At 63.8% G+C, this 24,793-nt stretch carries 24 protein-coding genes; 16 read left to right on the top strand and 8 right to left on the bottom strand.

Annotated features, from left to right (window positions below; translation table 11 throughout):
* Window positions 1-24 precede the first annotated feature (24 nt).
* Both A9D13_RS10460 and A9D13_RS10465 read left to right on the top strand, forming a co-directional pair.
* Window positions 25-1,482 (top strand): GMC oxidoreductase, encoded by a 1,458-nt coding sequence (locus tag A9D13_RS10460; RefSeq protein WP_066773125.1) that lies wholly within the window; start codon window positions 25-27, stop codon window positions 1,480-1,482.
* Window positions 1,479-1,904: a hypothetical protein gene (locus A9D13_RS10465; RefSeq protein WP_156522001.1), complete on the top strand. Its 426-nt coding sequence runs from the start codon at window positions 1,479-1,481 to the stop codon at window positions 1,902-1,904. The genes A9D13_RS10460 and A9D13_RS10465 overlap by 4 nt, the downstream gene beginning before the upstream one ends.
* A 29-nt stretch (window positions 1,905-1,933) precedes the next feature.
* On the opposite strand, the gene rfbF is transcribed toward A9D13_RS10465, so the two are convergent.
* Window positions 1,934-2,716 carry a glucose-1-phosphate cytidylyltransferase gene (gene rfbF / locus A9D13_RS10470; protein ID WP_066773134.1) on the bottom strand — a complete coding sequence of 261 codons (783 nt, stop codon included), beginning with the start codon at window positions 2,714-2,716 and terminating at the stop codon, window positions 1,934-1,936.
* Between the two features lie 143 nt (window positions 2,717-2,859).
* On the opposite strand from rfbF, the gene A9D13_RS10475 reads away from it, so the two are divergent.
* Window positions 2,860-3,774 (top strand): NAD-dependent epimerase/dehydratase family protein, encoded by a 915-nt coding sequence (locus tag A9D13_RS10475; RefSeq protein ID WP_066773136.1) that lies wholly within the window; start codon window positions 2,860-2,862, stop codon window positions 3,772-3,774.
* Window positions 3,775-3,787: 13 nt separating this feature from the next.
* Here the strand turns inward: A9D13_RS10475 and A9D13_RS10480 are convergent, their stop codons facing one another.
* From A9D13_RS10480 to A9D13_RS10505, 6 genes are all read right to left on the bottom strand, one after another.
* On the bottom strand, window positions 3,788-4,828 hold the full coding sequence (locus tag A9D13_RS10480; RefSeq protein WP_066773138.1) for an NAD-dependent epimerase/dehydratase family protein: 1,041 nt from the start codon (window positions 4,826-4,828) through the stop codon (window positions 3,788-3,790).
* A 174-nt stretch (window positions 4,829-5,002) separates the two neighbouring features.
* The gene (locus A9D13_RS10485; RefSeq protein ID WP_066773140.1) at window positions 5,003-6,229 is read right to left on the bottom strand and encodes an adenosylmethionine--8-amino-7-oxononanoate transaminase; all 1,227 of its coding nucleotides are present in this window, start codon (window positions 6,227-6,229) and stop codon (window positions 5,003-5,005) included.
* Window positions 6,226-6,891, bottom strand: a complete 666-nt coding sequence (gene bioD / locus A9D13_RS10490; RefSeq protein WP_066773142.1) for a dethiobiotin synthase — start codon at window positions 6,889-6,891, stop codon at window positions 6,226-6,228. Before bioD ends, A9D13_RS10485 begins: the two co-directional genes overlap by 4 nt.
* Window positions 6,888-7,673 (bottom strand): methyltransferase, encoded by a 786-nt coding sequence (locus tag A9D13_RS10495; protein ID WP_066773144.1) that lies wholly within the window; start codon window positions 7,671-7,673, stop codon window positions 6,888-6,890. Before A9D13_RS10495 ends, bioD begins: the two co-directional genes overlap by 4 nt.
* Entirely contained in the window at window positions 7,670-8,296 is a 627-nt protein-coding gene (locus tag A9D13_RS10500) for an alpha/beta fold hydrolase (protein WP_066773146.1), read from the bottom strand. The genes A9D13_RS10495 and A9D13_RS10500 overlap by 4 nt, the downstream gene beginning before the upstream one ends.
* Entirely contained in the window at window positions 8,293-9,450 is a 1,158-nt protein-coding gene (locus A9D13_RS10505; protein ID WP_066773148.1) for an aminotransferase class I/II-fold pyridoxal phosphate-dependent enzyme, read from the bottom strand. Before A9D13_RS10505 ends, A9D13_RS10500 begins: the two co-directional genes overlap by 4 nt.
* Window positions 9,451-9,516: 66 nt before the next feature.
* Between A9D13_RS10505 and A9D13_RS10510 the strand changes: the two genes are divergently transcribed.
* The 6 genes from A9D13_RS10510 to A9D13_RS10535 all read left to right on the top strand — a co-directional run bounded on the left by A9D13_RS10510 (window position 9,517) and on the right by A9D13_RS10535 (window position 16,443).
* Window positions 9,517-10,398: a phosphorylase family protein gene (locus A9D13_RS10510; RefSeq protein ID WP_066773150.1), complete on the top strand. Its 882-nt coding sequence runs from the start codon at window positions 9,517-9,519 to the stop codon at window positions 10,396-10,398.
* Between the two features lie 199 nt (window positions 10,399-10,597).
* Window positions 10,598-11,290, top strand: coding sequence for a response regulator transcription factor (locus A9D13_RS10515; RefSeq protein WP_066773152.1), 693 nt, complete (start codon window positions 10,598-10,600; stop codon window positions 11,288-11,290).
* A gap of 37 nt (window positions 11,291-11,327) precedes the next feature.
* On the top strand, window positions 11,328-12,710 hold the full coding sequence (locus A9D13_RS10520; protein ID WP_082922273.1) for a sensor histidine kinase: 1,383 nt from the start codon (window positions 11,328-11,330) through the stop codon (window positions 12,708-12,710).
* 159 nt (window positions 12,711-12,869) lie between these two features.
* Window positions 12,870-14,123: a thiamine pyrophosphate-dependent enzyme gene (locus A9D13_RS10525; protein WP_066773154.1), complete on the top strand. Its 1,254-nt coding sequence runs from the start codon at window positions 12,870-12,872 to the stop codon at window positions 14,121-14,123.
* A gap of 59 nt (window positions 14,124-14,182) precedes the next feature.
* Window positions 14,183-15,196 (top strand): alpha-ketoacid dehydrogenase subunit beta, encoded by a 1,014-nt coding sequence (locus A9D13_RS10530; protein WP_066774020.1) that lies wholly within the window; start codon window positions 14,183-14,185, stop codon window positions 15,194-15,196.
* Window positions 15,196-16,443: a dihydrolipoamide acetyltransferase family protein gene (locus A9D13_RS10535; RefSeq protein WP_066773156.1), complete on the top strand. Its 1,248-nt coding sequence runs from the start codon at window positions 15,196-15,198 to the stop codon at window positions 16,441-16,443. Before A9D13_RS10530 ends, A9D13_RS10535 begins: the two co-directional genes overlap by 1 nt.
* Window positions 16,444-16,482: 39 nt before the next feature.
* Here the strand turns inward: A9D13_RS10535 and A9D13_RS10540 are convergent, their stop codons facing one another.
* Window positions 16,483-17,046: a DUF305 domain-containing protein gene (locus A9D13_RS10540; RefSeq protein WP_082922275.1), complete on the bottom strand. Its 564-nt coding sequence runs from the start codon at window positions 17,044-17,046 to the stop codon at window positions 16,483-16,485.
* A gap of 204 nt (window positions 17,047-17,250) precedes the next feature.
* Between A9D13_RS10540 and A9D13_RS20495 the strand changes: the two genes are divergently transcribed.
* From A9D13_RS20495 to ileS, 7 genes are all read left to right on the top strand, one after another.
* Window positions 17,251-17,751, top strand: a complete 501-nt coding sequence (locus tag A9D13_RS20495; RefSeq protein ID WP_156522002.1) for a hypothetical protein — start codon at window positions 17,251-17,253, stop codon at window positions 17,749-17,751.
* 299 nt (window positions 17,752-18,050) lie between these two features.
* Complete coding sequence (gene gpmA, locus A9D13_RS10545) at window positions 18,051-18,743, top strand: 2,3-diphosphoglycerate-dependent phosphoglycerate mutase (RefSeq protein ID WP_066773158.1); 693 nt, start codon at window positions 18,051-18,053, stop codon at window positions 18,741-18,743.
* Between the two features lie 4 nt (window positions 18,744-18,747).
* Complete coding sequence (gene purE / locus A9D13_RS10550; protein WP_066773161.1) at window positions 18,748-19,230, top strand: 5-(carboxyamino)imidazole ribonucleotide mutase; 483 nt, start codon at window positions 18,748-18,750, stop codon at window positions 19,228-19,230.
* Between the two features lie 12 nt (window positions 19,231-19,242).
* On the top strand, window positions 19,243-20,322 hold the full coding sequence (locus A9D13_RS10555; protein WP_066773164.1) for a 5-(carboxyamino)imidazole ribonucleotide synthase: 1,080 nt from the start codon (window positions 19,243-19,245) through the stop codon (window positions 20,320-20,322).
* Between the two features lie 35 nt (window positions 20,323-20,357).
* Window positions 20,358-20,849: a dihydrofolate reductase gene (locus tag A9D13_RS10560; RefSeq protein WP_066773167.1), complete on the top strand. Its 492-nt coding sequence runs from the start codon at window positions 20,358-20,360 to the stop codon at window positions 20,847-20,849.
* Window positions 20,850-20,902: 53 nt separating this feature from the next.
* On the top strand, window positions 20,903-21,850 hold the full coding sequence (locus tag A9D13_RS10565; protein WP_156522003.1) for a bifunctional riboflavin kinase/FAD synthetase: 948 nt from the start codon (window positions 20,903-20,905) through the stop codon (window positions 21,848-21,850).
* A 70-nt stretch (window positions 21,851-21,920) separates the two neighbouring features.
* Complete coding sequence (gene ileS, locus A9D13_RS10570) at window positions 21,921-24,785, top strand: isoleucine--tRNA ligase (protein ID WP_066773170.1); 2,865 nt, start codon at window positions 21,921-21,923, stop codon at window positions 24,783-24,785.
* The last annotated feature ends 8 nt before the right edge of the window (window positions 24,786-24,793 follow it).

A 24,793-nucleotide genomic window follows, 5' to 3' on the forward strand; every position in this document is an offset into this window, starting at 1 on the left:
ATCGACCTGCAGAGGGGGCGGTTGATGAAGTTCGTGGAAGCGCAGCATGCTGCGGCAGAACATTGGGACGTAGTCGTCGTCGGGTCCGGTTTCGGGGCGGTATTCTTCCTGCAAAAATACCTTGAACACAGGCCGGGTGACCGGGTGCTGGTGCTCGAACGCGGGCGTCATAATCGCCACGACTGGCAATTGGCATTTGAAGAGAATTCGGACATCGAGAAAACCGATGTCTATGCGCGCGCCGGCAATGACAAGGAATGGGATTTCACCATCGGGCTTGGCGGGTCGACCAATTGCTGGTGGGGCCTGACGCCGCGGCTGCATCCGCGCGATTTCGATATCTTTACCCGCACCGGCGTCGGGGCCGACTGGCCGGTCCGCTATGACGATCTCGTGCCGTTCTACCAGCAGGCCGAACAGACCATGATGATCGCAGGGTCGGACGAGCTGGACGCGATCTACCCCGGCACGAAATATGTGCAGCCGGCCCATCACCTGACCACCGCCGATGAGATGATCCGCGCCCGGCCCGGCCACCATCACTATCCGATGCCCACGGCCAAGCTTTCGCGCGCCGTCGGCAGCCGGGGGCGGTGCTGTTCCAATTCCACCTGCAATCTCTGTCCGACCGAGGCGAAGTTCACCGCGCTCAACGGCATGCAGCCGGTGTTTTCGCATCCCGCCGTCTCGATCTGCCTGAAATCCACGGTGGAGATGCTGGACGTCGCCGATGGTGTGGTGAAATCGGTGAAGTTCAGCAATGCGGGCCGGGACTACACCGTGAAATGCGACCTGTGCGTGATGGGCGCCAATGCGATGCAGTCTCCCTTCATCATGCTGCGATCGGGGATCGGCGGGCACGGGCTTGGCCGCTATTTCGGAGAGAAGATGCTGGCCCGCATCGAGGTAAAGCTCGACGGGCTGGATCATTTCGATGGGGGCACCGCCGCCACCGCGCTCAACCTGTCGCTGCTGCAGGAAGAGCGGGACGCATCGCGCGGATCGGCGGTCTATATCTTCGACAACAGCCTTTATCCGGGATTGCGGCTCGATCCGCCGGGCCGATGGCGCCAGACCCTGCCGGTGGAGGTCTATGCCGAAGACCTGTTCGATTACGACAATGGCGTCTTTGACGAAGGCGGCGACAGGCCGGTCATCCGGTTCAAGCCATGGTCCGATTTTGCCATGCGCACGCTCGACCATGCGATGGAAGCCCTGCCCGGTATCGTCTCGGCCCTGCCCGTGGAAGAGGTGGGCAAGCCGGTCATCAAGCCGACCCTGGGCCATATGCAGGGCACGTGCCGCATGGGCACCAATATCGAAAACTCGGTGATCGACAGCGATCTCATCGCCCATTCGACGCGCAATCTGGTGGTGGTGGGAACGTCGATCTTCCCCACCGCCGGCAGCGCGAACCCTTCTCTCAGCGCCGCAGCATTGTCGCTGCGCGCGGCAGACCGGATGTGGAGGCAGGAGGCATGATCAATATCTCACGCAGAAGCGCATTGATCGGCGGCGGCATGTCGGTGCTGGTCGCAGGCGGCGCCGGGGGACTGGCGATGAGCGGCAGCGCGGAACGGCTCTATGCCGCGCTGGTGCGTCACTATCTTGCCGAAGAACCGCTGGCGCCCGATGCCGCCAGCGCCTTTGGCCGCGAATATCACGCCAGCGGGCACGAAGCCTCGGCCAAGGTCGAGCCGCTTGTCTGGATGAGCAGTGTCGCGGGCTTTCCCGCCATGGCCGCCGCGCTGGACGGGAAAGCCGCGTTCCATTCCTTTACCCGGCGCGTGGCGACGCGCTTCATGCTGTCATCCAGCATGTTCTCGCGCAGCTCATCCGACGAGCCGATCGAATTCTTCGGACTGTCCGAGGCATGCGGCAATCCGTGGGCCCGCTTCGATTGAGGGCAGGCCGCCGCGGATCGCCGCGTCAATCAGGACGCATAGACAATGCGCCACGGGCAGTCATTGCTGGCCCACATTTCCTCCAGCACGCTCTTGTCGCGCAAAGTGTCCATGCACTGCCAGAAATCGTCGTGGCGGAAGGATGACAGCTGATTCAGCTCGACCAGCTTTTCCATCGGCCCGCGCTCCCAGATGGTCGAATCGCCCTCGATCAGGTCGATCACCTCGGGCTGACACACGTAAAAGCCGCCATTGATATGGCCGCCGTCATGCACACCCTTTTCGCGAAAGCCGGTGACGGTGTGGCCATCCTCGCTCATCCCCAGGGCGCCGAAACGGCCCGGCTGGCGCACGGCGGTGACGGTGGCCCATTTGCCCTGTTTTTGATGGAAGTCGAGCAGGCGGTCGATCGGCACATTCGAAAGCCCGTCGCCATAGGTCAGGCAGAACGGTTCGTTACCGATGGCATGACGCGCGCGCCGCACCCGCCCGCCGGTCATGGAATCAGGGCCGGTATCGATCAGCGTGACCTTCCAGTCCTCATCCGGAGGAGCGTGAAAGGTGACGTCACCCGAACCCATGTCGATGGTGAAATCGCTTGCCAGGCTGCGATAATGCAGGAAATATTCCTTGATCACCTCACCCTTGTAACCGCAGCAGATCACGAAGTCCTTGAGCCCGTAATGAGCATAGTGACGCATGATATGCCACAATATCGGCTTGCCGCCGACCTCGACCATCGGTTTTGGACGAATAGCCGTTTCCTCGCTGATGCGAGTACCGAAACCACCTGCCAGAATGACTACTTTCACCGCTTACCCCCCAAGCGAAATAACCCGAATCCTCAGGCCCGATTTTCTTCGATGCAGGTTATCGTTTCAAGCGCCGCGCGCGGAGCATGCGGGGTAAAACGCCATCCTAGGGGGTAGATGAATTGCAGCAAAAGGGCGTTGTCATGGTCACCGGCGCAAGCGGCTTTGTCGGCCGCGCCGTGCTGCGCGCCTTAAGGGCGCAGCACAGGCCGGTGGTGGCGATCGGCACGCCCTTTGACACCGGCGCTGATGACGGCATCGCATGGGACAAATTCGACCTGCTCGACCCCGCCGCCACGCGGCTTGCCATGGCGCGGCACCGGCCCGACATGCTGATCCACACCGCATGGGCCCGCACCCGGCCCGGCGGATTATGGAATGCCGAGGACAATCTGGCATGGACCGATGCAGGCATGGACCTGTTCGAAAGCTTCTGGGCCGAAGGCGGGCAGCAGATCGTCGCTTGCGGCAGCTGCGCCGAATATGGCCGCAGCGAAACGCCCTGCCGTGAAGATGTCACCCCGATCGCGCCCACGTCGATCTATGGCCGGGCCAAGGCCGAGCTTGCGACCCGCGCGCTGAAACGCGCCGATGCACTGGGGATGCAGCTTGCTTGGGGGAGGCTCTTCTACCTCTATGGCCCGCACGAGGCCCGCTCCCGCCTTGTCGCCTCTGTCATCGACAGGTTGCTGGCGGGCAAGGCGGCGGAGACGACGCAGGGGCTGGTCGAGCGCGATTTTTCATTGAGCGACGATGTCGGCAACGGGCTGGTCGCGCTGGGCGATGCGGGTGCTGGCGGAGCGTTCAACATCGCCAGCGGCGAGGCCATCGCCCTGCGCGATCTGACGCGCAAGGTCGGCGCGCTGATGGATGCGGAAGACCGGCTGAAGATCGGCGCGCTGGAAGACCGCCCGAACGAGGCACCGCTGATCGCAGCCGACATGGCCAAGACCCATGCCGAGACCGGCTGGCAGGTAAAGACTCCGCTGGAAGAAGGGCTGGCACGCACCATTGCATGGCGACGCGCCCACCCCCTCTCCAACTCTGAAGCCCGTTAGACCGCCGGGCCTGTCAAACAGCAGGCAGCGTCCAGCTCAGTTCCGAATCGAGTAGCTCACGCTCCTTGTTCAAGAGCAGGCTCTTCAACCGGGTGAAGGGCACGGCCTCGAAATCTTCCTTCGACAGGTGGATCGCGTCGAACAATGTGCGCAGCTGGCGCGCGCCTTTTTCCGCGTCCCATTGGCACTGGAAGCCGGGCAGCACCTTGCCGATCTTGTCGAAACCGACCTTGTAGGAACGGTTGTCGCCATCCGACTGCCCCACGATCAGCTCACAACCGGGGAAGGTTTCCGAAACGATGCGCGCCACCTCGATGATGCGATAGTTCGAATCGGTATCGCCGACGTTGAAGATCTGGCCCCGGATCGCCTCCTCTGGTGCCTGCAGCGACATGCGGATGGCTTGCGCGATGTCGCGGATATGCACCAGCGGGCGCCACGGCGATCCGTCGCTGGTCAGCACGATCTTGCCCGATGTCTTCGCATGGCCGCACAGATTGTTGAGCACGATGTCGAAACGCATGCGCGGGCTGGCCCCGTATGCGGTCGCATTGCGCAGGAAGCAGGGCGCGAAATCATCCCCCGCCATCGCGCCAATGTCTTCCTCCACCTTCACCTTGCACTCGGCATAGGCGGTCTGCGGATTGGGCGGCGTGGTCTCGTCCACGTACTCGTTCTCACCATCCGCCGCGCCATAGACGGAGCAGGACGAGGTATAGACGAAACGCCTGATCCCGGCCTCGCGCGCGGCCTTGGCAAGGCTGACCGATCCGGCGTGATTGATCTTGTAGGTGATGAACGGATCGTGCTGCCCCAGCGGATCGTTCGACAGTTCAGCCAGATGCACCACCGCATCGAACCCGGCGAGATCATGCGCCGTCAGCTCGCGAATATCCTTACGAAAGGACATGGGCACCGGATCGGACGACGGGTAAAGCCAGCCCGCGCTATAGTAACGATTATCGATACCCACGACTTCGAAGCCATGGGCGATCAGGTCTGGCCCGACGATTGCCCCGATGTAACCGTCCGACCCTGTAAGCAGTACGCGCATTTCATTCCCCCCGGAAATCCACTTCGCTGGCAGGCCGCACATCACGGATGACTTGCGGCTCTCCCAGCCGGCGCGACCTAGGATGGAATTTACGTGCGCCCTCGCCCCCTTCCAACTGATCTTCGGGAGTAATGCGAGTCGGCTGATGCGAGCGTCCAGCGATGGGACATGCGATCAGATCGTTGCGACGGCCTGGAACACGGTGTCGAGCTGGCCTTCGGTTATGCAATAGGGAGGCATCAGATAGATCGTGCTGCCCAATGGCCGCAGCAAAACTCCCCGTTCGAGGCAGTGACGCATCATCGCGGGCACGTCGCCAGCCATATAGCCATCGCCCTCACCCATCTCGAATGCGGCGATCCCGCCCGAAATGCGGGCGTTACGGATCGGGAGCGTCTCGCCCAGCGCGTCCACTCTCGCCTTCATCCGCGATGCGAGCGTGGCGACACGCTCCAGCACCGGCTCCTCGCGCCATATGGCGAGATTGGCATTGGCGGCGGCGCAGGCGATGGGGTTTGCGGTATAGCTCGACGAATGGAAGAACATCTTCGCCCGGTCGGTGGACAGATGCGCCTCGAAGATCGGCTCGCTCGCCATGGTGACGGCCAAGGGGATCGCACCGCCGGTCAGCCCTTTCGACAGGCAGAGAATGTCGGGCACCACCCCCGCTTGCTCACACGCGAGCAGCGTGCCGGTGCGGCCCCAGCCGGTCATCACTTCGTCCGCGATGAAAAGCGTGTCGTGCCGCGCGCAGATCGCGCGCATTTCGGCCAGCACCTGCGGCGAATAGAACTTCATCCCGCCCGCGCCCAGCACCAGCGGCTCCACGATCAGGGCCGCGGCGCCATCGCGGCAGGCGGCTTCCAACGCATCGAACGTGGGCTGGGCATCACCTTCGGGAAAGGGGATCGAGGTCACGTCGAACAGCAGCGGATCATAAGGCTGGTTAAACACGCCCCTCGCCCCCACGCTCATCGCGCCGATGGTGTCGCCATGATAGCTGTTGTCCATCACCACGATGCGGCTTCGGCTTTCGCCCCTATGCGTCCAGAAGCCTAGCGCCATCTTCAGCGCGACTTCCACGCTGGTCGAACCGGAATCGGAAAAGAACACGCGGGTCAGGCTCTCGGGCATGATCGCGCGCAGGCCTGCCGCCACGTCTTCGGCTGGCTGATGGGTGAAACCGGCGAAGATGATCTGGTCCAATTGCTGCGCCTGATCGGCAATCGCTTTTGCGATGCGCGGATCGCCGTGGCCATGCGTCGTCACCCACCATGACGAAATCGCGTCGATGATCGCGCCGCCGTCTTTGGTGAATAATTCCGCGCCTTTACCGCGGGTGATCAGCGGAAAGTCCTCGCCCAGTCCGTGCTGGGTAAAGGGGTGCCATACAGCGCTCATGCTGCACCCCCGAAATCTGCAGCATCGAAGGTTTTCGCAAAGGCGGCTGCCAGCGATTCATGGGTCAACGGGTCGAGCGGGTCGATCCGGCCCAGCCGCTTCACGCCCGCCATTTCGCAGATCGTGCGCTCGCTGTCGGCGACTTCCTCGCCCATGAAGGCGATACCGATGATCGGTATCTCGCGGCGGCGCAGCGCCTCTATCGACAGCAGGCTATGGTTGATCGTGCCAAGTTTCGTGCGCGCGACCAGCACGACGGGTGCGTTCCAGCGGGCGATCACGTCGAGGAAGGTTGTTTCGCGATTGAGGGGCACCATCAGCCCGCCCGCCATCTCCACCACCAGCGGCCCATCGACCTGCGGCAATTCCAGCGCATCGGGGTCGATTGCTACCCCGTCGATCTCTGCCGCCAGATGCGGGGAGCAGGGCGTCTGCAGGCTATAGGCATCTGGCACGCGCCGCTCTGCCGGGATCGCGCCTAGCCGCGCAGCACGGTCGCCATCGCTGCACATGCGGCCTGTCTCATCCGGGTCAAAGCCCGCCTGCACCGGCTTCCAGTAATAGGCCCCCAACGCATGGGTCAGCGCGGCGGCAAAGACAGTCTTGCCGACATCGGTATCGGTGCCGGCGACGATGATGATGGGATGCTTGGTGTCGGTCATAAGGGACGCGTGTAATGGCAGGTCACAAGCTCATAGCCAATGCGCACCACGCCATCTTCCCGCGCATCCGCGTCAAGCTGACGCATCGCGCCGCGCAGTGCGGCAGCTGATACCGGGCGATGGCCGGGGGCGGGCACGGTCGCGCCGATGCCCCGCAGCGCCGACAGGAAAGCGCGCGCGTCGGCATGGTCCTCTTGCAGCAATTCGATGTGCGTGGCCGCTGCCTGCAGGTCGGGCCGGATGGCGGCGATATGGGCGGCATCCTCCAGCGGCAGCGTGCCCGGCTTTGCGCCTGCCTGTGCCAGCGCCGCGTTCCATGCCGCAAAGGTGCGGCTGCCAAGCGTGTTGAAGATCAGATGCCCGCCCGGTTTCAACCAGCCCAGCATGCGCTCCACCACCGGCTCCAGCGGGCCGAGCCATTGCACGGCAAGGCTGGCGGTGACGATGTCGAACGGTCCACCCGACGGTGCATCGCCCGATGCAGCATCGAAGCGGGCAAAATGCAGCGCGGGATCGTCGCCCATCGTTTCCCGGCAGCGATCCACCATCGCGGGGGACAGGTCGGTGACAAGCCATTCGCCGCCCATGCCGCGCATGCGCATGGCGCTGGTCAGGAACCCCGTGCCGCAGCCAATCTCCAGCAGGTGCGGCGCATCCAGCCCCAAGGCCGCGACCCGCTGCGCCAGCATGTCGGCCGCGATGCGCTGCATGCGGGCCTGCGCAGCATAATCGCTGGCCGCGCCAAAGCTTCGGGCGATCTCGGCCTGCCTTTTCGCGCTCATGACAAGGCCTCGGCAAAGCGGCGGATATGGGCGGCGCATTCGGCGGCATGGGTGATCGGCAGCAGGTGGCCTGCGCCCCCGATCGTGAGCCGTTCGGCAGCGGCAGCAGCAAATTGCGCGGCGCGCATGTCGGCTGGCAGCAGGGGGTCTGCGTCTCCGTCGATAGCCAATATTTTCCAGCCCTTTACCGCAGCGCTGCAATCATCGGCGCGCATGGCGCGAAGGTCTGCCAACAGCGGGCCACTTTGGGGGTCGGGGGCAGCATCGCTGACACCGATCCGGCTGCGAAAATCCTTTAGCACTGCCGCCGGGTTAGCGCCGAAACGCGCCATCATGCGCGTCACCACGCGGGGCGCGACACCGGGCCTTTCACCATCGGCGGTAAAGCGGTCGAAGCCATTGATCGCGACCAGCCCGGCACACCCGGCAGGCGGATGGGCCAGCAAAGCCATTGCGCCAAAGCTGTGCGTGACTGCGATGCACGGCCCCTCCACCTCGGGCCAGTCCGCCGCCCCGAAATAGCCCCGGTCGGCGCGCAGCACTTCCCATTCGGGCAGGCAATCGGCGAGCCTGTCCCAGACCGCAGCATCAAAGCCCCAGCCATGCACCGCAAACAGCTTCACCGGCAGGCCTCCAGCGCGCAGAGCAGCGCATCGACATCTTCGGCTGAGTGCCCCGCCCTTAGCGCAATGCGCAGACGGCTCGACCCTGCGGGCACGGTGGGCGGGCGAATGGCGGCAGCGATCATGCCGCGCGCCTCCAGCTGTGCCGACATGCGCAGCGCATCCTCTTCATCGCCGATGATGGCGGGCACGATCTGCGTGGTGGATGCGCCGTAATCAATGCGAAGACCCGCCAGCCCTGCACGCAATTGCGCGCCCAGCGAAAGCAGATGCGCCCGCGCGTCATCCAAAGTCGGCAGCAGGTCCAGCGCCGCGTCGATCGCGCCCAGCACGGCAGGCGGCGGCGCGGTCGTGAATATGAAGCCGCCGCAGGCATTGACCAGCCAGTCCTTCATCACCTGCGAACAGGCGAGATAGCCGCCAAATCCGCCCAGCGCCTTGCTAAACGTGCCCATGGCGATGTCGACATCCGCGATCCCATGCGTCAGCCCCGCGCCGCCCGGCCCCAGCACGCCGGTCGCATGCGCTTCGTCCACCACCAACAGCGCGTCATGTTCGCGGGCCAGCGCGGCCAGCCCCGCCAAATCGGCGCGGTCGCCGTCCATGGAGAACACGCTTTCGGTCAGCACGATGCGCGCCGGGGCGTCGGCCTCGGCGGCAAGCAGCTCACCCAGATGCGCAAGATCGTTATGGCGGAATCGTTTCTGCCGCACGCCAGCCGCCGCGCAGCCGTGATGAATGCTGGCATGCACCAGCCGGTCGGTGAAGACCGCCGCGCCCGGCACCGCCTTGACCAGCGCCGGCACCAATGCCGCATTCGCCTGCCATCCGCTGGCCAGCAGCAGCGCCGCCTCGGTTCCCTTCAGCGCGGCGATCCGCGCCTCTACCGCCAGATGCGCATCATGCGTGCCCGTCACCAGCCGCGACGCACCCGATCCCGCGCCATACAGCGTGGCGTAATCGGCAGCGCGCTGGCCCAGCATGGGATGCAGTGCGAGGCCGAGGTAATCATTGCTCGAAAAGTCGAGAGCCTCGCGCCCGTCCCGCACCATGCGGCCGTGCGGCATCAGCGCGGCGGCGCGCAAGGAACGGCGCTGCCCCTTTGCATCCAGCTCGTCCAGCCTTGCGGCCAATCGCTCATCCCAGCGGCTCATGGCATGCCCTCAAGACGAGAAACGCGCTCTTGTCCAGCATTGCCACATGCGCGTATCGAGCCGGGCATGGGAAAATGGACCATCGGAATCATCGGCGGATCGGGGCTCTATCGGCTAAAGGGGCTGGAGCATGGCGAGTGGCTGCCGGTCAGCTCTCCCTTTGGCGAGCCATCGGACGAGATCCTGTTCGGCTCCTTGGGCGATGTCGAATTGCGCTTTCTGCCGCGCCACGGACGCGGGCACCGCATCGCGCCGGGCGACATCAATGCCCGCGCCAATATCGATGCGCTGAAACGCGCAGGCTGCACCGACATCCTTGCCGTTTCGGCCATCGGGTCTCTGCGTGAAGAGCTGGAGCCGGGGCATTTTGTCGCTTTCGACCAGTTCATCGACCGCACCCATTCGGGGCCGGGCGGGCGCGAGGCGAGCTTTTTCGGCACCGGCATGGTCGCGCATGTGCCGATGGCCGATCCCGTATGCCCACGCCTTGCCGCCATGGCGGCAGATGCGGTGGAGGCAGCGGGCGGCACCTGCGCGCGCGGCGGAACCTGCGTCATCATCGAGGGGCCGCAATTCTCCACCCGCGCCGAAAGCCACATGTACCGGCAATGGGGCGGCGACGGGGTGAACATGACCGCGCTTCCCGAAGCGAAGCTCGCCCGCGAAGCCGAGCTTCCCTATGCGATGCTGGGCATGGTCACCGATTACGACTGCTGGCGCGACAATGGGCACGATGTCGATGTCGCCGAAATCGTCGCGCGGCTCCATGCCAATAGCGCGCTGGCGCTCGCCACGATCGACAGGTTCCTGGCCGCCCTTCCGGCACAGCGCGCGCCTTCACCCATCGACACCGCTCTGGACGGCGCGATCATGACCGCGCCCGAAGCGCGCGATCCGGCGATGAAGGCGCGGCTGGAGGCGATCCTGTGGCGTATCGACGCAGGCTGATTAGAGGGCTGAAAAAGCTTCCCATTTCGGGACGGGCCAATCCATGACAGCGCGTGTCATTTCCCTGACGGCAAATGTGGCCCCATTAGGAATGCGCCCGCAGTAATGTCGGCGGGCACATCGGGATCGGTTTTGCCGCGTATTGCGCCAAAAAGGGGGCAGTGGCACATCGACCCGTGTCGTAGGGGGAATACAACGAATGTCAGCCAGCGGTCTTGAAATCCTGCATATCGAGGATGACAAGCGCACCGCCGCCGACCTGCAAGAGCTGGTCAAGGCGACGGGCGACCGTATCACCTGGTCCGCCACCGGCTCCGACGGGCTGCGCCAGGCGGGCGTGGGCGATTTCGATGTCATCATCCTCGACCGCATGCTGCCCGATTTCGATGGGCTGACCGTGGTGAAGCAATTGCGCGATTCGGGCGTCGGAACGCCGGTGCTGATGCTGTCTGCGCTGGGCCGCACGGTCGACCGGGCCGAAGGGCTGGACGCAGGCGCGGACGATTATCTGGCGAAACCGTTCGAGGCAGCCGAACTGCTGGCACGCCTGCGCGCGCTGCATCGACGCGCATCGGGCGCGACGCATAGTGCGGTGATCATCCACGGCGCGTTCGAATGCCATGTAAAGGCACGCACCGCCTTTCGCGGGGGCAAGCACCTGCCTTTAAGCCCGAAGGAATTCGAGCTGTTCCGCTATCTGATCGAAAATGCGGGCGATGTCGTCACGCGCGAAATGCTGCTGCGCGATGTCTGGAAGATGAGCTTCGATCCGCAGACCAATGTCGTCGACGTCAATATCGGTCGCTTGCGTCGGAAGCTTGAGGACGGGTTCAACTCGCCTGCGCTGGAAACGATCTGGGGCACCGGCTACCGCCTGCTTGACGGGCGATAAGTGCGCTTGGCGCAGGGCTTGAAGGCAGGATAGAGCCATGGCCCAGATGGAACGCACCGGCCTCTTCGATTCGATCTTCACCCGGCTTGTCGCCTGGGCGATCGCGATTTCGATCGCGGTGGTGCTCATCCTCGGCTGGATCGTCACGGCCAAGTTCCAGCAGATCAGCGATGATACCGTCCGATGGGCGATCCATAACGAGATGGACCGCCTGTCCGACGTTCTGGAGGAGCGCGGGCGGGACGAGCTTGTCGTCTATATCGAGGATGCTGCCAGCATTCGCGCCCCCACAGGTTCGGCCACGCATTACCTGCTGCTCGATGAAGACGGCAACCGCCTCGCCGGCGATCTGGCTGCGATCCCCGCCATCCCCGAAGACGAGATCGGCGGCGATATCGTGCTGCCCGGCCGGGTCCCGGCCTATGCCTGGCGGCTGGAGCTGGAGCCGGGGCTGATGCTGGTCGTCGCCAGGGAGACGAGCACGCAATTGCTGCAGGTGAACCAGATCGGCCTCGCCTTTGTCGGGGGCGGATTGTTCGTCGTGCTGGCGGTGGGCGTCACCGGCTATATCACGGCGCGCCGGCTGGCGAAGCGGGTGCGTCTGATCAACGCCGCCTTCCGCCATCCCGAACCGAAGCGTCTGGCAGCGCTTGGCACCGGCCATGCCGAGCGCGACGAGATCGGCGAGGTCACGCGCCATTCCAGTGCCGCGCTTACCCGTCTCGACCGGCTGATGCGCGCCCAGCGCGATACCACCGACCAGATCGCGCATGAGATGCGCACCCCGCTGATGCATCTCGACAATCGGCTGATAAAGGCGATCCAGGCGCAGGAAACCGCGAAGACCCCCGATCCGGAGACCACCGAAAGGCTGATCGACGCCCGCGCCGAGATCCGCCGCGTGGTCGCCACGCTGGAATCGCTTCTCGACATCGCGCATAGCGAAGCCGATGTCGGTAATCCGCGCGGGCTGGAGCAGGTCGATCTCACCGCGCTCGCCACCCGCATCGCCGATCTTTACGGCGCCAGCGCGGAAGAAACCGGCCATAATTTCCTGCTGGAGGCCGAGGAAGGCGTGACCATGCTGGGTGACGAGATCCAGCTATCGCGCCTCATCACCAATCTCCTCGACAATGCGTTCAAATATGTGCCCGCTGGCGGGACCGTTCGGTTGATCGTACGCCATGGCCCGCGCATCATCGTTGCCGATGATGGGCCCGGTATTCCCGAGGAATTCCGCGAGACCATCTTCCGCCGCTTTGGCCGCGGAGCGGAACACGGCAATCACGACAGCCGCGGCGCAGGGCTCGGCCTTGCGCTCGCCCGCGCCATCGCCATCCGGCATGATATGGAACTGCGCCTCGCGCCCTCCACCATGGGCGCCCGTTTCGAGATGCGCCCCGCGCCCGAAGCCGTTTGATCGGCCCCGTCAGGCTCGGAACTCTCACCGCCTGCATGCGCTTATCCCTTGGAAAAGCCGTGAAAACACGGTAATATAATTTCACGATTATAAAATTTCATTCTTCCGCTTTCGCAGGCACGAAGATGAGAAAACAAGACGCGTGAGAGGAATGTCGACGTGAAGGGATCAAACCTCCCCAGGCTCGAACTCCATATCCCGGAGCCGCCTTCGCGGCCCGATACGGAGGTCGATTTCAGCCATGTGAACCGGGGCAAGGCAGGCGCCGTGCGCCGCCCCGACATTGCCGCGCCCGAAGCCGAGATGCGCGATCTGCCCTATGAGCTGATCCGCGTGCTGGACGACGAGAATGCCGCGGTCGGCCCGTGGGACCCGAAGCTGTCTGCCGACACGCTGATCAAGGGCCTGCGCGCGATGATGCTGACCCGCGCTTTCGACGACCGCCTGTTCCGCGCGCACCGGCAGGGCAAGACCAGCTTTTACATGAAATCGACCGGCGAAGAGGCGATTGCCGCCGCGCAATCGATGGCGCTGGACAAGGGGGACATGTTCTTCCCCACCTATCGCGCCCTGGCGTGGCTGCATGCGCGCAACTATCCGCTGACGACGCTTTGCAACCAGATCTTCTCCAACGCGGAAGACCCGCTGGCTGGCAAGCAGCTCCCTATCCTGCATTCGGCGCGGGCATATGATTTCTACTCGATCAGCGGCAATCTGGGCGTGCGTTTCGTCCACGCCGTGGGCTGGGCGATGGCGTCGGCCTATAAGAACGACACCAAGATTTCGCTGGCTTACGTCGGTGACGGCACCACGGCAGAGGGCGATTTCCACGAGGCGATGACCTTCGCCGCCGCCTATCGCGCGCCGACGATCCTGTGCGTGACGAACAACCAATACGCAATTTCCAGCTTTGCCGGGTTCGCCGCGCCCGAACGCCTGCCGTTCGCCGCCAAGGCGCTGGCCTACGGCTTCCCCGGCATCAAGGTCGACGGCAACGACTTCCTCGCCGTGTGGGGTGCCACGCAGTGGGCCGCCGAGCGCGCGCGCACCAACAACGGGCCGACTTTGATCGAATTCTACACCTACCGCGCCGAGGGGCATTCCACCTCCGACGATCCCAGCGCCTATCGCCCCAAGGACGAGGCGAAGCACTGGCCGCTGGGCGATCCTGTCGAGCGGTTGAAGGGCCACCTCATCGCGCTTGGCGAATGGAGCGAGGAACAGCACGAAGCGCTGGCGGGCGAGCTGAAGGAGAAGGTGAAGGTCGCGGTCAAGGAAGCCGAAGCCATCGGCACATTGGGCCAGTCGAAACCGCCCATCGACGAGATGTTCGAGGACGTGTTCGAGGAGCTGGACTGGAGGCTCAAGGAACAGAAGGCCGAGCTGCATAGCCGGCGTGAAGGGAGGGACTGATCATGGTAGAGAACCAGCCTTCCGTTAACGACGCGGCGACCGAAACCTATTCCAAGAAAATGAACATGATCCAGGCGCTTAACAGCGGTCTGGACGTGATGCTGGGCAAGGACGAGGATGTCCTGATCTTTGGCGAGGATGTCGGCTATTTCGGCGGCGTCTTCCGCGTGACCGAGGGTCTGCAGAACAAGTACGGCCTGAAACGCTGCTTCGACGCGCCGCTGACCGAAGGCGGCATCATCGGCAGCGCCATCGGCATGGGCGCATACGGCCTGCGTCCGGTGCCCGAGATCCAGTTCGCGGACTATATCCTCCCCGCCTATGATCAGCTGGTGAGCGAGGCGGCGCGCCTGCGCTACCGCTCCAACGGCGAGTTCTGGGCCCCGATCACGGTGCGCACCCCCTATGGCGGCGGCATCTTCGGCGGGCAGACGCACAGCCAGAGCCCCGAGGCGATCTTTGCTCATGTCACGGGGCTGAAGACGGTGATCCCGTCCAACCCCTATGACGCCAAGGGCCTCTTGATCGCCAGTATCGAGAGCAACGACCCGGTCGTCTTCCTCGAACCCAAGCGCCTGTATAACGGCCCGTTTTATGGCCGCCCCGACGAGGAGCTGAAGACGTGGGCCAATTCGGGCGATGACAGCGCCGAAGTGCCGCTGGGCCATTACGAGGTTCCGCTGGGTCAGGCCGCGATCCTGCGCCCCGGCCGCGAGGCCACCGTGCTCGCCTATGGCACCATGGTGCATGTGGCAAAGGCCGGGATCGAGGACAGCGGCGTCGATGCCGAGCTGATCGACCTGCGCTCCATCGTGCCACTCGACATCGACACCATCGTGCGCAGCGTGAAAAAGACCGGCCGCTGCATCATCCTGCACGAAGCATCGCGCTATGGCGGGTTCGGCGGGGAACTATCGGCGCTGGTGCAGGAGCGTTGCTTCGACCATCTGCGCGCGCCGATCGCACGGGTCTGCGGCTATGACATGCCCTATCCGCATGCGTTCGAATGGGATTATTTCCCCGGCCCGATCCGTCTCGCCCGCGCCCTGAAAACTGCCGTGGAGTATCGCTGATGGGGACCTATCATTTCCGCTTGCCCGACATCGGCGAAGGCGTGGCCGAGGCCGAGCTTACCGTCTGGCACGTCTCTGTCGGCGACAGAATCGAGGAAGACGATCCGCTGTGCGACGTGATGACCGATAAGGCCACCGTCGACATGACCACGCCTGTCGGCGGCACCGTAACCGCGATTCACGGCAAGGTGGGCGAGATGCGTGCCGTCGGCTCGGTTCTGGTCGAGCTGGAGGTCGAGGGTGAAGGCAATGCCGCCCCCGCGGCCAAGGAGGAAGCGACCGCTCCCGCTCCGGCGCCCGCGCCCGCGCCAGCACCGGCCCCGGCCCCGACACCTGCGCCCAAACCGACCCCAGCGCCAAAGCCTGCCCCCAGCCCGTCGAGCAGCGCGCCCGCCAGCTTCCCGCTGGCCGCGCCTGCAACGCGCCGCCGCGCGGCAAAGCTGGGCATCGATCTCGAACGGATCCGGGGCACGGGCCGAAACGGGCGCATCACGCCCGAGGATATCGACCGCTATCTGGCGGGCGGCGACGATCGCTATGCCACGCGCTCTGGCGTGGAAGAGATCGAGATCATGGGCCTTCGCCGCCGCATCGCGCAGAAAATGGAAGATTCATGGCGGCGCATCCCGCACATCACCTATGTCGAGGAAATCGACGTCACCGAGCTGGAAAACACCCGCGCGGCCTTGAACGCCAGCCGCGCGAGCGACCAGCCCAAGCTGACGATCCTGCCCTTCTTCGTGCGCGCATTGGTCAAGGCGCTGCCCGATTTCCCGCATTGCAATGCGCATTACGACGATGAAGCGGGACTGCTTCGCCAGCATAATCCCATCCATTGCGGCATCGCCACCGCGACCGAAAAGGGGCTGGCCGTTCCGGTGCTGAAAAACGCGGAAACCATGGACCTTTGGAAATGCGCCGAGGAAATCGCCCGCATCTCCGCCGCCACGCGTGACGGCAAGGCCAGCCGCGAGGAACTGACCGGATCGACCATCACAATCACCTCGCTGGGGCCGATCGCGGGCGTTACCACCACGCCGATCATCAATGCGCCGGAAACCGCGATCGTCGGCCCGAACAAGATCACCGAGAAACTGACCCGCGTGAATGGCGAAATCGTGACGCGGAAGGTGATGAACATGTCATCCAGCTTCGATCACCGCATCGTCGATGGCTATGAAGCCGCGCAATTCGTGCAGGCGATGAAGCGCCTGCTCGAAACTCCGGCTTTATTGTTTATCGACTAAGCGCCGCGGCCGGTCACGAACCGGCTGCGGCCAGCCGTGTCACGGCAGGTTCGGCTCCCAATCGCCCTCGTTCAGCTCGCCCTCGAACTTGGGCACCGGGCGCTGCAGCGCCTCTTCGCGGGTGGCGGCGACGCCGTTCGCCTCGATATCGTCGATCAGCCATTTCATCTCGGCGATCTCCTTGCGCTGGGCGCGGATGATGCCATTGGCGAGTTCGCGCACCCGCGCATCCTTGATCCCCGCGCGTTCGCTGGTCATGATCGCGATGGAATGGTGCGGGATCATGGCGGACATGTATTCGCTGTCATCCACCGTGACCTGGCTGCGCACGAGGAACAGCGACAGCGCGAAAGTCACGACCGCGACGCCGATGATCGTCCAGTTCTTGGCCGTGCTGCGATACATGCCCCACATGAACAGCAGCATGACGACCGCCATGACCGCGCCCATGACGAACATCATCCAGAAACGCGTCTCGCTCCACATCACATGGTCGAGCGCATAGGTGTTGAGATACATCAGCCCGAACATGATGACGGTGGACGTGCCCACCATCGCCATGAATCTCTTGTAATTTCCCTTCCCGTGTTTGCTGTCGTCCATGGGGCGTGTCTCCTGTTGCTGCGTCGCTTATCGACGCCCGCACCCCCGTTTCGGTTCCGCAGCGGATGGGCTGCCGCTCGCCTGCGGTGGCTGCGAGTGCCTCTTCCAATGGCCGAATAGCAGTTTTGCGACATTTCTGGCCAAAAGCGGACTGTCGGTTAACGACCGATTGCGGACGTTCTCAGCACATGTCATTTCAAGCGCATGAAAGGTCTTGGATTTATCGTTACACTTGCAGTTCCGGTGGTTGCTGTGAGTGCTCTGTGGTGGTCACAAAACCGATCGCTTACAACCGACGAACGCCTGCTGTTTTCAAAGCTAGACGCAGCGGTGACGCATGAACCGCCGCGAGCTAGAGATATTATCGCCTCATTCGGCCTGCCTGACGATTGCCAGCACAAATCTTGCTTCTTCGAAGCCATGAAAATTGGCGGACTGCGCATTGATGGCGGCAACCTTAGACAACAAGCAGATGGGATAATTTTCGTGTTGGAAGGCTTCAGCGATACCTGCATCAGAGCGGATAGAGTGGCGTCCTATTTCGATGCGAATGAGCCAGAGCAGTCGTGCCGCGATGCTTTATGCTGGTATGCCGATGCTCAGCATGAGTGGGGCATCATCACATTTGAACTTGAGCACCCGAACTCTCAGTGTGTCTCGTCTGCTGTCATAAATTCTTTGCCAGAGCATCGCTTAAACAGTTGAACGTCACGTCCGCTACCCACCCCATTTCAGCCATTAGCCCATAAATTTTGCGACACCCGAAAGCTGCCGCAGCCACGGCAAAGCCGCAGCTGTCACATTGAACGGATCGCTACGGGCTGACCGTCCTTGCGCCAAAGACCGGTTTCTTCAGCCGGGGCGCTGGCGGCCCCGCTGCGCGGCGGGCCGCGCGGGCGCAACAGGCCCGCTCCCCCTCACGCGCCCTTTTCAAATCAGCGCCCCGCCGTTAGGGGCTGCTGAAAGAGTGAAATGCCTGCCTTTCGAAGGAGCCGTTCCCGACCATGACCGAAGCCACCCTTATCCTCGTTCGCCACGGACAATCGCAGTGGAACCTGGAAAACCGCTTCACCGGCTGGTGGGACGTCGATCTCACCGAAAAGGGCGAGGCCGAGGCCGTGGCCGCAGGCAAGTTGATGCTGGAAAAGGGCGTGCTGCCCACCGTCGCCTTCACCTCGCTGCAGACCCGCGCGATCCGCACGCTGCACATGGCATTGGACAATGCGGGCCGGTCGTGGATCCCCGAGACCAAGAGCTGGCTCTTGAACGAGCGTCACTATGGCGGGCTCACCGGCCTCGACAAGCAGGAGACGCGCGACAAGCATGGCGACGAGCAGGTTCATATCTGGCGTCGCAGCTTTGACACCCCGCCGCCGCCCATCGAAAAGGGCAGCCAGTACGACCCCGGCAACGACCCGCGCTATGCCGGGATCGACGTGCCCCTGACCGAGAGCCTGAAGGACACCATCGCCCGCGTTCTGCCCTATTACGAGGAGCAGGTCGTGCCGCAGCTGAAGAAGGGCGAGACGGTCATCATCTCCGCCCACGGCAATTCGCTGCGCGCTCTGGTCAAGCACCTTTCGGGCATTTCGGACGAGGACATCACCGGCCTCGAGATTCCGACCGGCCAGCCCATCGTCTACCCGTTCAAGGATGGCGCGCCTGCGGGCGAGCGGTCCTATCTTTCCGAAGGCTGAGGGCATGAGCGCACCTGTCGCCATCGTGATGGGCAGCCAGTCGGACTGGCCGACCATGAAATGCGCCGCCGAAGTGCTCGGCGAGCTGGGCGTCGCGCATGACTGCCGCATTGTTTCGGCCCATCGCACCCCCGACCGCATGGCCGATTTCGCGCATGGGGCGCACGGCGAAGGTTTCAAGGTGATTATCGCGGGCGCAGGCGGCGCGGCGCATCTGCCGGGCATGATCGCGGCGATGACGCATCTTCCCGTGCTGGGCGTGCCGGTAAAATCCAGCATGCTGTCGGGCCACGATTCGCTGCTGTCCATCGTGCAGATGCCGGGCGGCGTTCCGGTCGGCACGCTGGCCATCGGCGAAGCCGGCGCGAAAAACGCGGGGCTGCTGGCCGCCGCGATCCTTGCCACCAGTGACGAAGCGCTGACCACGCGGCTGAAAGAATGGCGGCAGGGCCAGACCGATGCCGTGGCCGAACGGCCCGTCGACTGAGCGCATAGACCCATGACCAGCGTCCCTCTCCCGCCCGGCAGCACTATCGGCATCCTTGGCGGTGGCCAGCTGGGCCGGATGCTGGCGATGTCGGCTGCGCAGCTTGGCTATCGCTGCCATGTCTATGCGCCCGAAAAGGACAGTGTCGCCGCAGAGGTGAGCGCCGCCTTTACCTGCGGCCCCTATGGCGACACCGAAAAGCTGCAGCGTTTCGCCGCGGCCTGCGATGTCATCACCTATGAATTCGAGAACGTGCCGGTCGGCCCGATGTCGCTCCTTGGCGATACGCCGCTGCGCGCGCCCGTCCGCGCGCTGGAGATCGCGCAGGACCGACTAGCCGAAAAGCGGTTCGTCGCGCATCAGGGCGGCGCCCCCGCCCCGTTCAAGGCGGTGGCCAGCGAAGCCGAATTCAACGCCGCCATCGAAGAGATCGGCACGCCCGGCATATTGAAAACGCGCCGCGACGGCTATGATGGCAAGGGCCAGTGGCGCATCATGTCGCCCAAGGACTCGGAAGACCTCGTCCTTCCCGATACCAGGCTGATCTACGAAGGCTTCGTCAATTTCACCGCCGAGTTCTCGGTGATCCTCGTGCGCGGCATGGATGGTGAGATCCGTTTCTGGGACAGCGCCCATAACGAACACAAGGCAGGCATCCTCTCGCGCTCCACCGTGCCGGCAGGCGATGCCATCAACGCGCAGGTCCCCGCGGCCCGTGCATTGGCCGCAAAGGTGGCAGAAGCGCTGGGCTATATCGGTGTGCTGACGCTGGAATTCTTCGCGACCGACAGTGGCCCCGTCTTCAACGAGATGGCCCCGCGCGTACATAATTCCGGGCACTGGACGATAGAGGGCGCGCGCACGAGCCAGTTCGAAAACCATATCCGCGCGATCTGCGGATTGCCGCTGGGGCTGACCGATCTGATCGTGCCATCGGCACGGATGGACAATCTGATTGGTGACGAAGCGCGCGAATGGCTTGCGTTGCTGGCCGATCCGGCCAATCACCTGCATCTATATGGCAAGGACGAGATCCGGGATGGCCGCAAGATGGGCCATGTCACTCGCCTGCTGACGGACGGGTCGACCTGAACGAGGGGTCATGGAATGATGGGGAGCATGGTGCGATGACGGGGCCTGAACTTTTCCTCGTTTTCGCGCGTGCGCAGAACGGGGTGATCGGTGCAAAGGGGCGGCTCCCTTGGCACATCCCGGCAGACCTTGCCCATTTCAAGCGGCTGACCATGGGCACCCCCATGATCATGGGCCGCGCCACTTACGATTCCCTGCCCGGCGTATTGCCGGGCCGCCGCCATATCGTGCTGACCCGCGATGCGGAGTGGGAGGGCGAGGATGCCGAGGTCGCGCATGACCTCGAATCCGCGATCCACATGGCCAATGCCGCGCGCATCGCGGTGATCGGCGGCGCGGATCTTTTCGCCCAGACCCTTCCCCTTGCCCGGCGGATCGAACTGACCGAAATCCACCGCGATTACGATGGCGATGTCACCATGCCGCCGCTTGCCGCAGACGAATGGGAAGAGATCGCCCGCACCGACCATCCGGAGGAAGGCACCCGCCCCGGCTACAGCTTCGTCACGCTGAAGCGCAAAGGCTGAGCCGTAACCCGCGCTTGAGGGCAGGCGCGGGGGCGACTAGACCGCCGCAATCCATGATTCGCCTCTCCTCCCTCGATCCGGTTCCCGATGAATTGCGCGGCGCGGTTATCGCGCTTGGCAATTTCGATGGCGTGCATCTGGGGCATCAGCAGGTGATCGGTGTCGCGCGCGAACTGGCTCAGGCCCAGGGGCGAAAGCTGATCGTCGCCACCTTCGATCCGCATCCCGTCCGCCATTTCAAACCCGACGCCGCGCCCTTTCGCCTGACCACGCTGGACCAGCGGCAGGAGCTTTACGCAGGGCTGGGCGCCGATGCGATGATGGTCTTCAACTTCGACGACGCGCTGGCATCGACCACGGCGGAGGATTTCATTTCGAAGATCCTGGCCGACAGGCTGGGCGCGGGCGGCATTGTCACGGGCGGCGATTTCACCTTTGGCAAAGGGCGCGCCGGAAATATCGAGATGATGCACGCCCGCGGCGCGGATCTTGGCATTTCCACCCGCACGGTGGAGCCGGTGCTGCTGGATGGCGAAGTCGTCTCCTCCACCCGCGTGCGTGAGGCGCTGAAGGCGGGCGATCCGCAGGAAGCGATCCGCCTCCTCACCCGCCCCTTCGCCATTCGCGGCACGGTCGAGCATGGCGCGAAACTGGGCCGTTCCATCGGCTATCCAACCGCGAACCTGACGCTGGAGCGCTATCTGCGTCCGCGTTTCGGCATTTACGCGGTGACGGGCCGGGTCATCACCGGGCCATTGGCGGGCACCGATCTGAAGGGCGCGGCCAATATCGGCATCCGCCCCAGTTTCGACCCGCCGATCGAGCTTCTGGAGCCGTATTTCTTCGATTTCTCCGGTGATCTGTATGGCGAGGAGATCGAGGTCGCCTTCCACCATTTCCTGCGCCCCGAAGCGAAGTTCGATTCGCTGGACGAGCTGGTCGCGCAGATGGAAAAGGACTGCGCCGAGGCGCGCCGTCTGCTCGGCCAGGTCATTTCGTAAGCGCCAAACGCGCTTTGTTACCACCTACGGGCTTTCCACGGCCCTGCCGACACGCTAACGCGCCCCGGTTATGACCGACGAAAAGCGCGACTACAAAGACACGGTCTTCCTGCCGAAGACCTCGTTCCCGATGAAAGCCGGCCTTCCGCAGAAGGAGCCGGGCATTCTGGCGCGCTGGCAGGACGAGGATATTTACGCGCAGCTGCGCAAGGCCCGCGAAGGGCGCGAGACCTTCATCCTGCACGACGGCCCCCCCTATGCCAATGGCGACATGCATATCGGCCATGCGCTGAACCATGTGCTGAAGGACATGGTGGTGCGCACCCAGTCGCTGCTGGGCAAGAACGCGCCATACGTGCCCGGCTGGGACTGCCACGGCCTTCCGATCGAATGGAAGGTGGAAGAGCAGTACCGGAAGAAGAAGAAGAACAAGGACGAGGTTCCGCAAAAGGAATTCCGCGCCGAATGCCGCGCCTATGCCGCGCATTGGGTCGACGTCCAGCGTGAACAGCTGAAGCGCCTTGGCATCAATGGCGACTGGGACAAGCCGTACCTGACGATGGACCCGGATGCCGAGGCGACCATCGTGGGCGAACTGCTGAAATTCGCGAAAAGCGGCCAGCTTTATCGCGGCGCGAAGCCGGTGATGTGGTCGCCGGTCGAGAAGACCGCGCTCGCCGATGCCGAGGTGGAGTATGAGGACATCACCTCGACCCAGATCGACGTGGCGTTCGAGATTGTTGAGTCGCCGGTGGAAGAGCTGGTCGGCGCGCATGCGGTGATCTGGACGACGACGCCTTGGACGATCCCGGTGAACCAGGCTTTGGCTTATGGGCCGGAGGTTGAGTATGTCGCCTATAAGGTCAATGGCCGCGTAATTCTGATCGGAAGCGCGCCGGAATTGACCAAGGGCGTCTTCGCTCGCGCTTTCGACAGCACGCCGGACAAGTCGACCGATATCGTATGGCGCGGACTCGGCGCAGACCTCGCCGGCACCAAGGTCCGCCACCCGATGCACCATCTCGGCGGGTTCTATGCCGAACTGCGCCCCATGCTGGCGGGCACCTTCGTCACCACCGACAGCGGCACCGGCCTTGTCCACATGGCGCCCGATCATGGCGAGGACGATTTCGACCTGTGCAAGGCGAACGGCATCAATCCGAAATTCGTGGTGGAAGGCGATGGCCGCTACCGCGAGGACTGGCCGTGGCTGGGCCGGGGCGATGAACGCAACATGTCGGTCATCAATCCCAAGTTCAACGCGCCCGACGGCCCGGTCTGTTCGGACCTGCGCGATGCGGGCGCTCTCCTCAGCGCGTCCACGGATTATGAACACTCTTATCCACATAGCTGGCGGTCCAAGGCGAAGGTGATTTTCCGCTGCACGCCGCAATGGTTCGTGCCGATGGACAAGCCCGGCATGGTCGACATCGTCGACAATAATGCCGAGGCCCGCTGGGAAAACGAAGGCGGCCACCCCGAACCCAAGGGCACGCTGCGCGAAGCCGCGATGCACGCGATCCGCAACACCCGCTTCGTGCCCGAAAAGGGGCGCAACCGCATCGGCTCGATGGTCGCGGGCCGCCCCGACTGGGTGCTCTCGCGCCAGCGCGCATGGGGCGTGCCGGTCACCCTGTTCGTCGACCGCAAGACCGGCGAATATCTTGTCGACGATGCCGTCAATGCGCGCATCGTGGAATCCATCCGCACCCACGGCGTCGACGGGTGGGACGAGGAATATGCAGAAGCCATCCTCGGCCCCGATTACGACCTCGACGATTTTGAGCGGGTGACCGACATTCTCGACGTCTGGTTCGATTCCGGCTCTACCCATGCCTTCGTGCTGGAATCGGGCAAGTGGCCCGAACTGAAATGGCCTGCCGACCTTTATCTGGAAGGCAGCGACCAGCATCGCGGCTGGTTCCAGTCTTCGCTCTTGGAAAGCTGCGGCACGCGGGGCCGTGCGCCCTATGACGCGGTGCTGACCCATGGCTTCACCATGGACGCCAAGGGCATGAAGATGTCGAAGTCGCTGGGCAATACGGTCAGCCCATTGGACATCATGCGCGATTATGGCGCGGACATCATCCGCCTGTGGGCGCTGTCGGTCGACTATACCGAAGACCACCGCATCGGCCCCGAAATCCTGAAGGGCGTGGGCGACCAGTATCGTCGCCTCAGGAACACGTTCCGCTATCTGCTGGGCGCGCTGGACGGGTTTAGCGAGGAAGAGCGTGTCGGCGTCGAGGAAATGCCCGAGCTGGAGCGTTACGTCCTCTCGCTGCTGGGCGAGGTCGATAGGACGCTGCGGCAGGCGGTCGATGATTTCGACTACAACAGCTATGTCCGCGCGCTGGTCGATTTCTGTAACGAAGACCTGTCGGCCTTCTTCTTCGATATCCGCAAGGACCGGCTCTATTGCGATGCGCCGGACGATATGCGCCGCCGCGCCTATCGCACCGTGCTTGACGTGCTGTTCCACGCGCTGGTGCGCTATGCCGCGCCGGTGCTGGTGTTCACGGCAGAGGAAGTATGGGGTACGCGCTATCCCGATAGCGGCAGCGTGCATTTGCTCGAATGGCCCGAAGTGCCCGCGGCAGAGGCGAGCAAGGAACGCTGGGAAGCGCTGCGCAACCTGCGCGAACGCGTGACCGAGGCGATCGAGCCTTTCCGCCGCGAAAAAACGATCCGGTCGAGCACCGCCGCCGAAGTCACCGTGCCCGCCGACGCGGTGCCCGAAGGCTTCAGCGACGAGGATCTGGCCGATCTGTTCATCACTGCGACAGTGTCGCGCGGGCAGGTCGATGCGGTGAGCGTGAAACCGACCGACATGGCCAAGTGCGGCCGCTGCTGGCGCCATCTGCCCGAAGTGGCCGAGGATGGCGACGCGTGCGACCGCTGCGCCGAAGTCGTGGCCGAAATGGAGGAGGCGTGAGCCTTTAA

It is taken from the genome of Croceicoccus mobilis (assembly GCF_001661965.1).
In the GTDB taxonomy this organism is placed as follows: Bacteria; Pseudomonadota; Alphaproteobacteria; order Sphingomonadales; family Sphingomonadaceae; genus Croceicoccus; species Croceicoccus mobilis.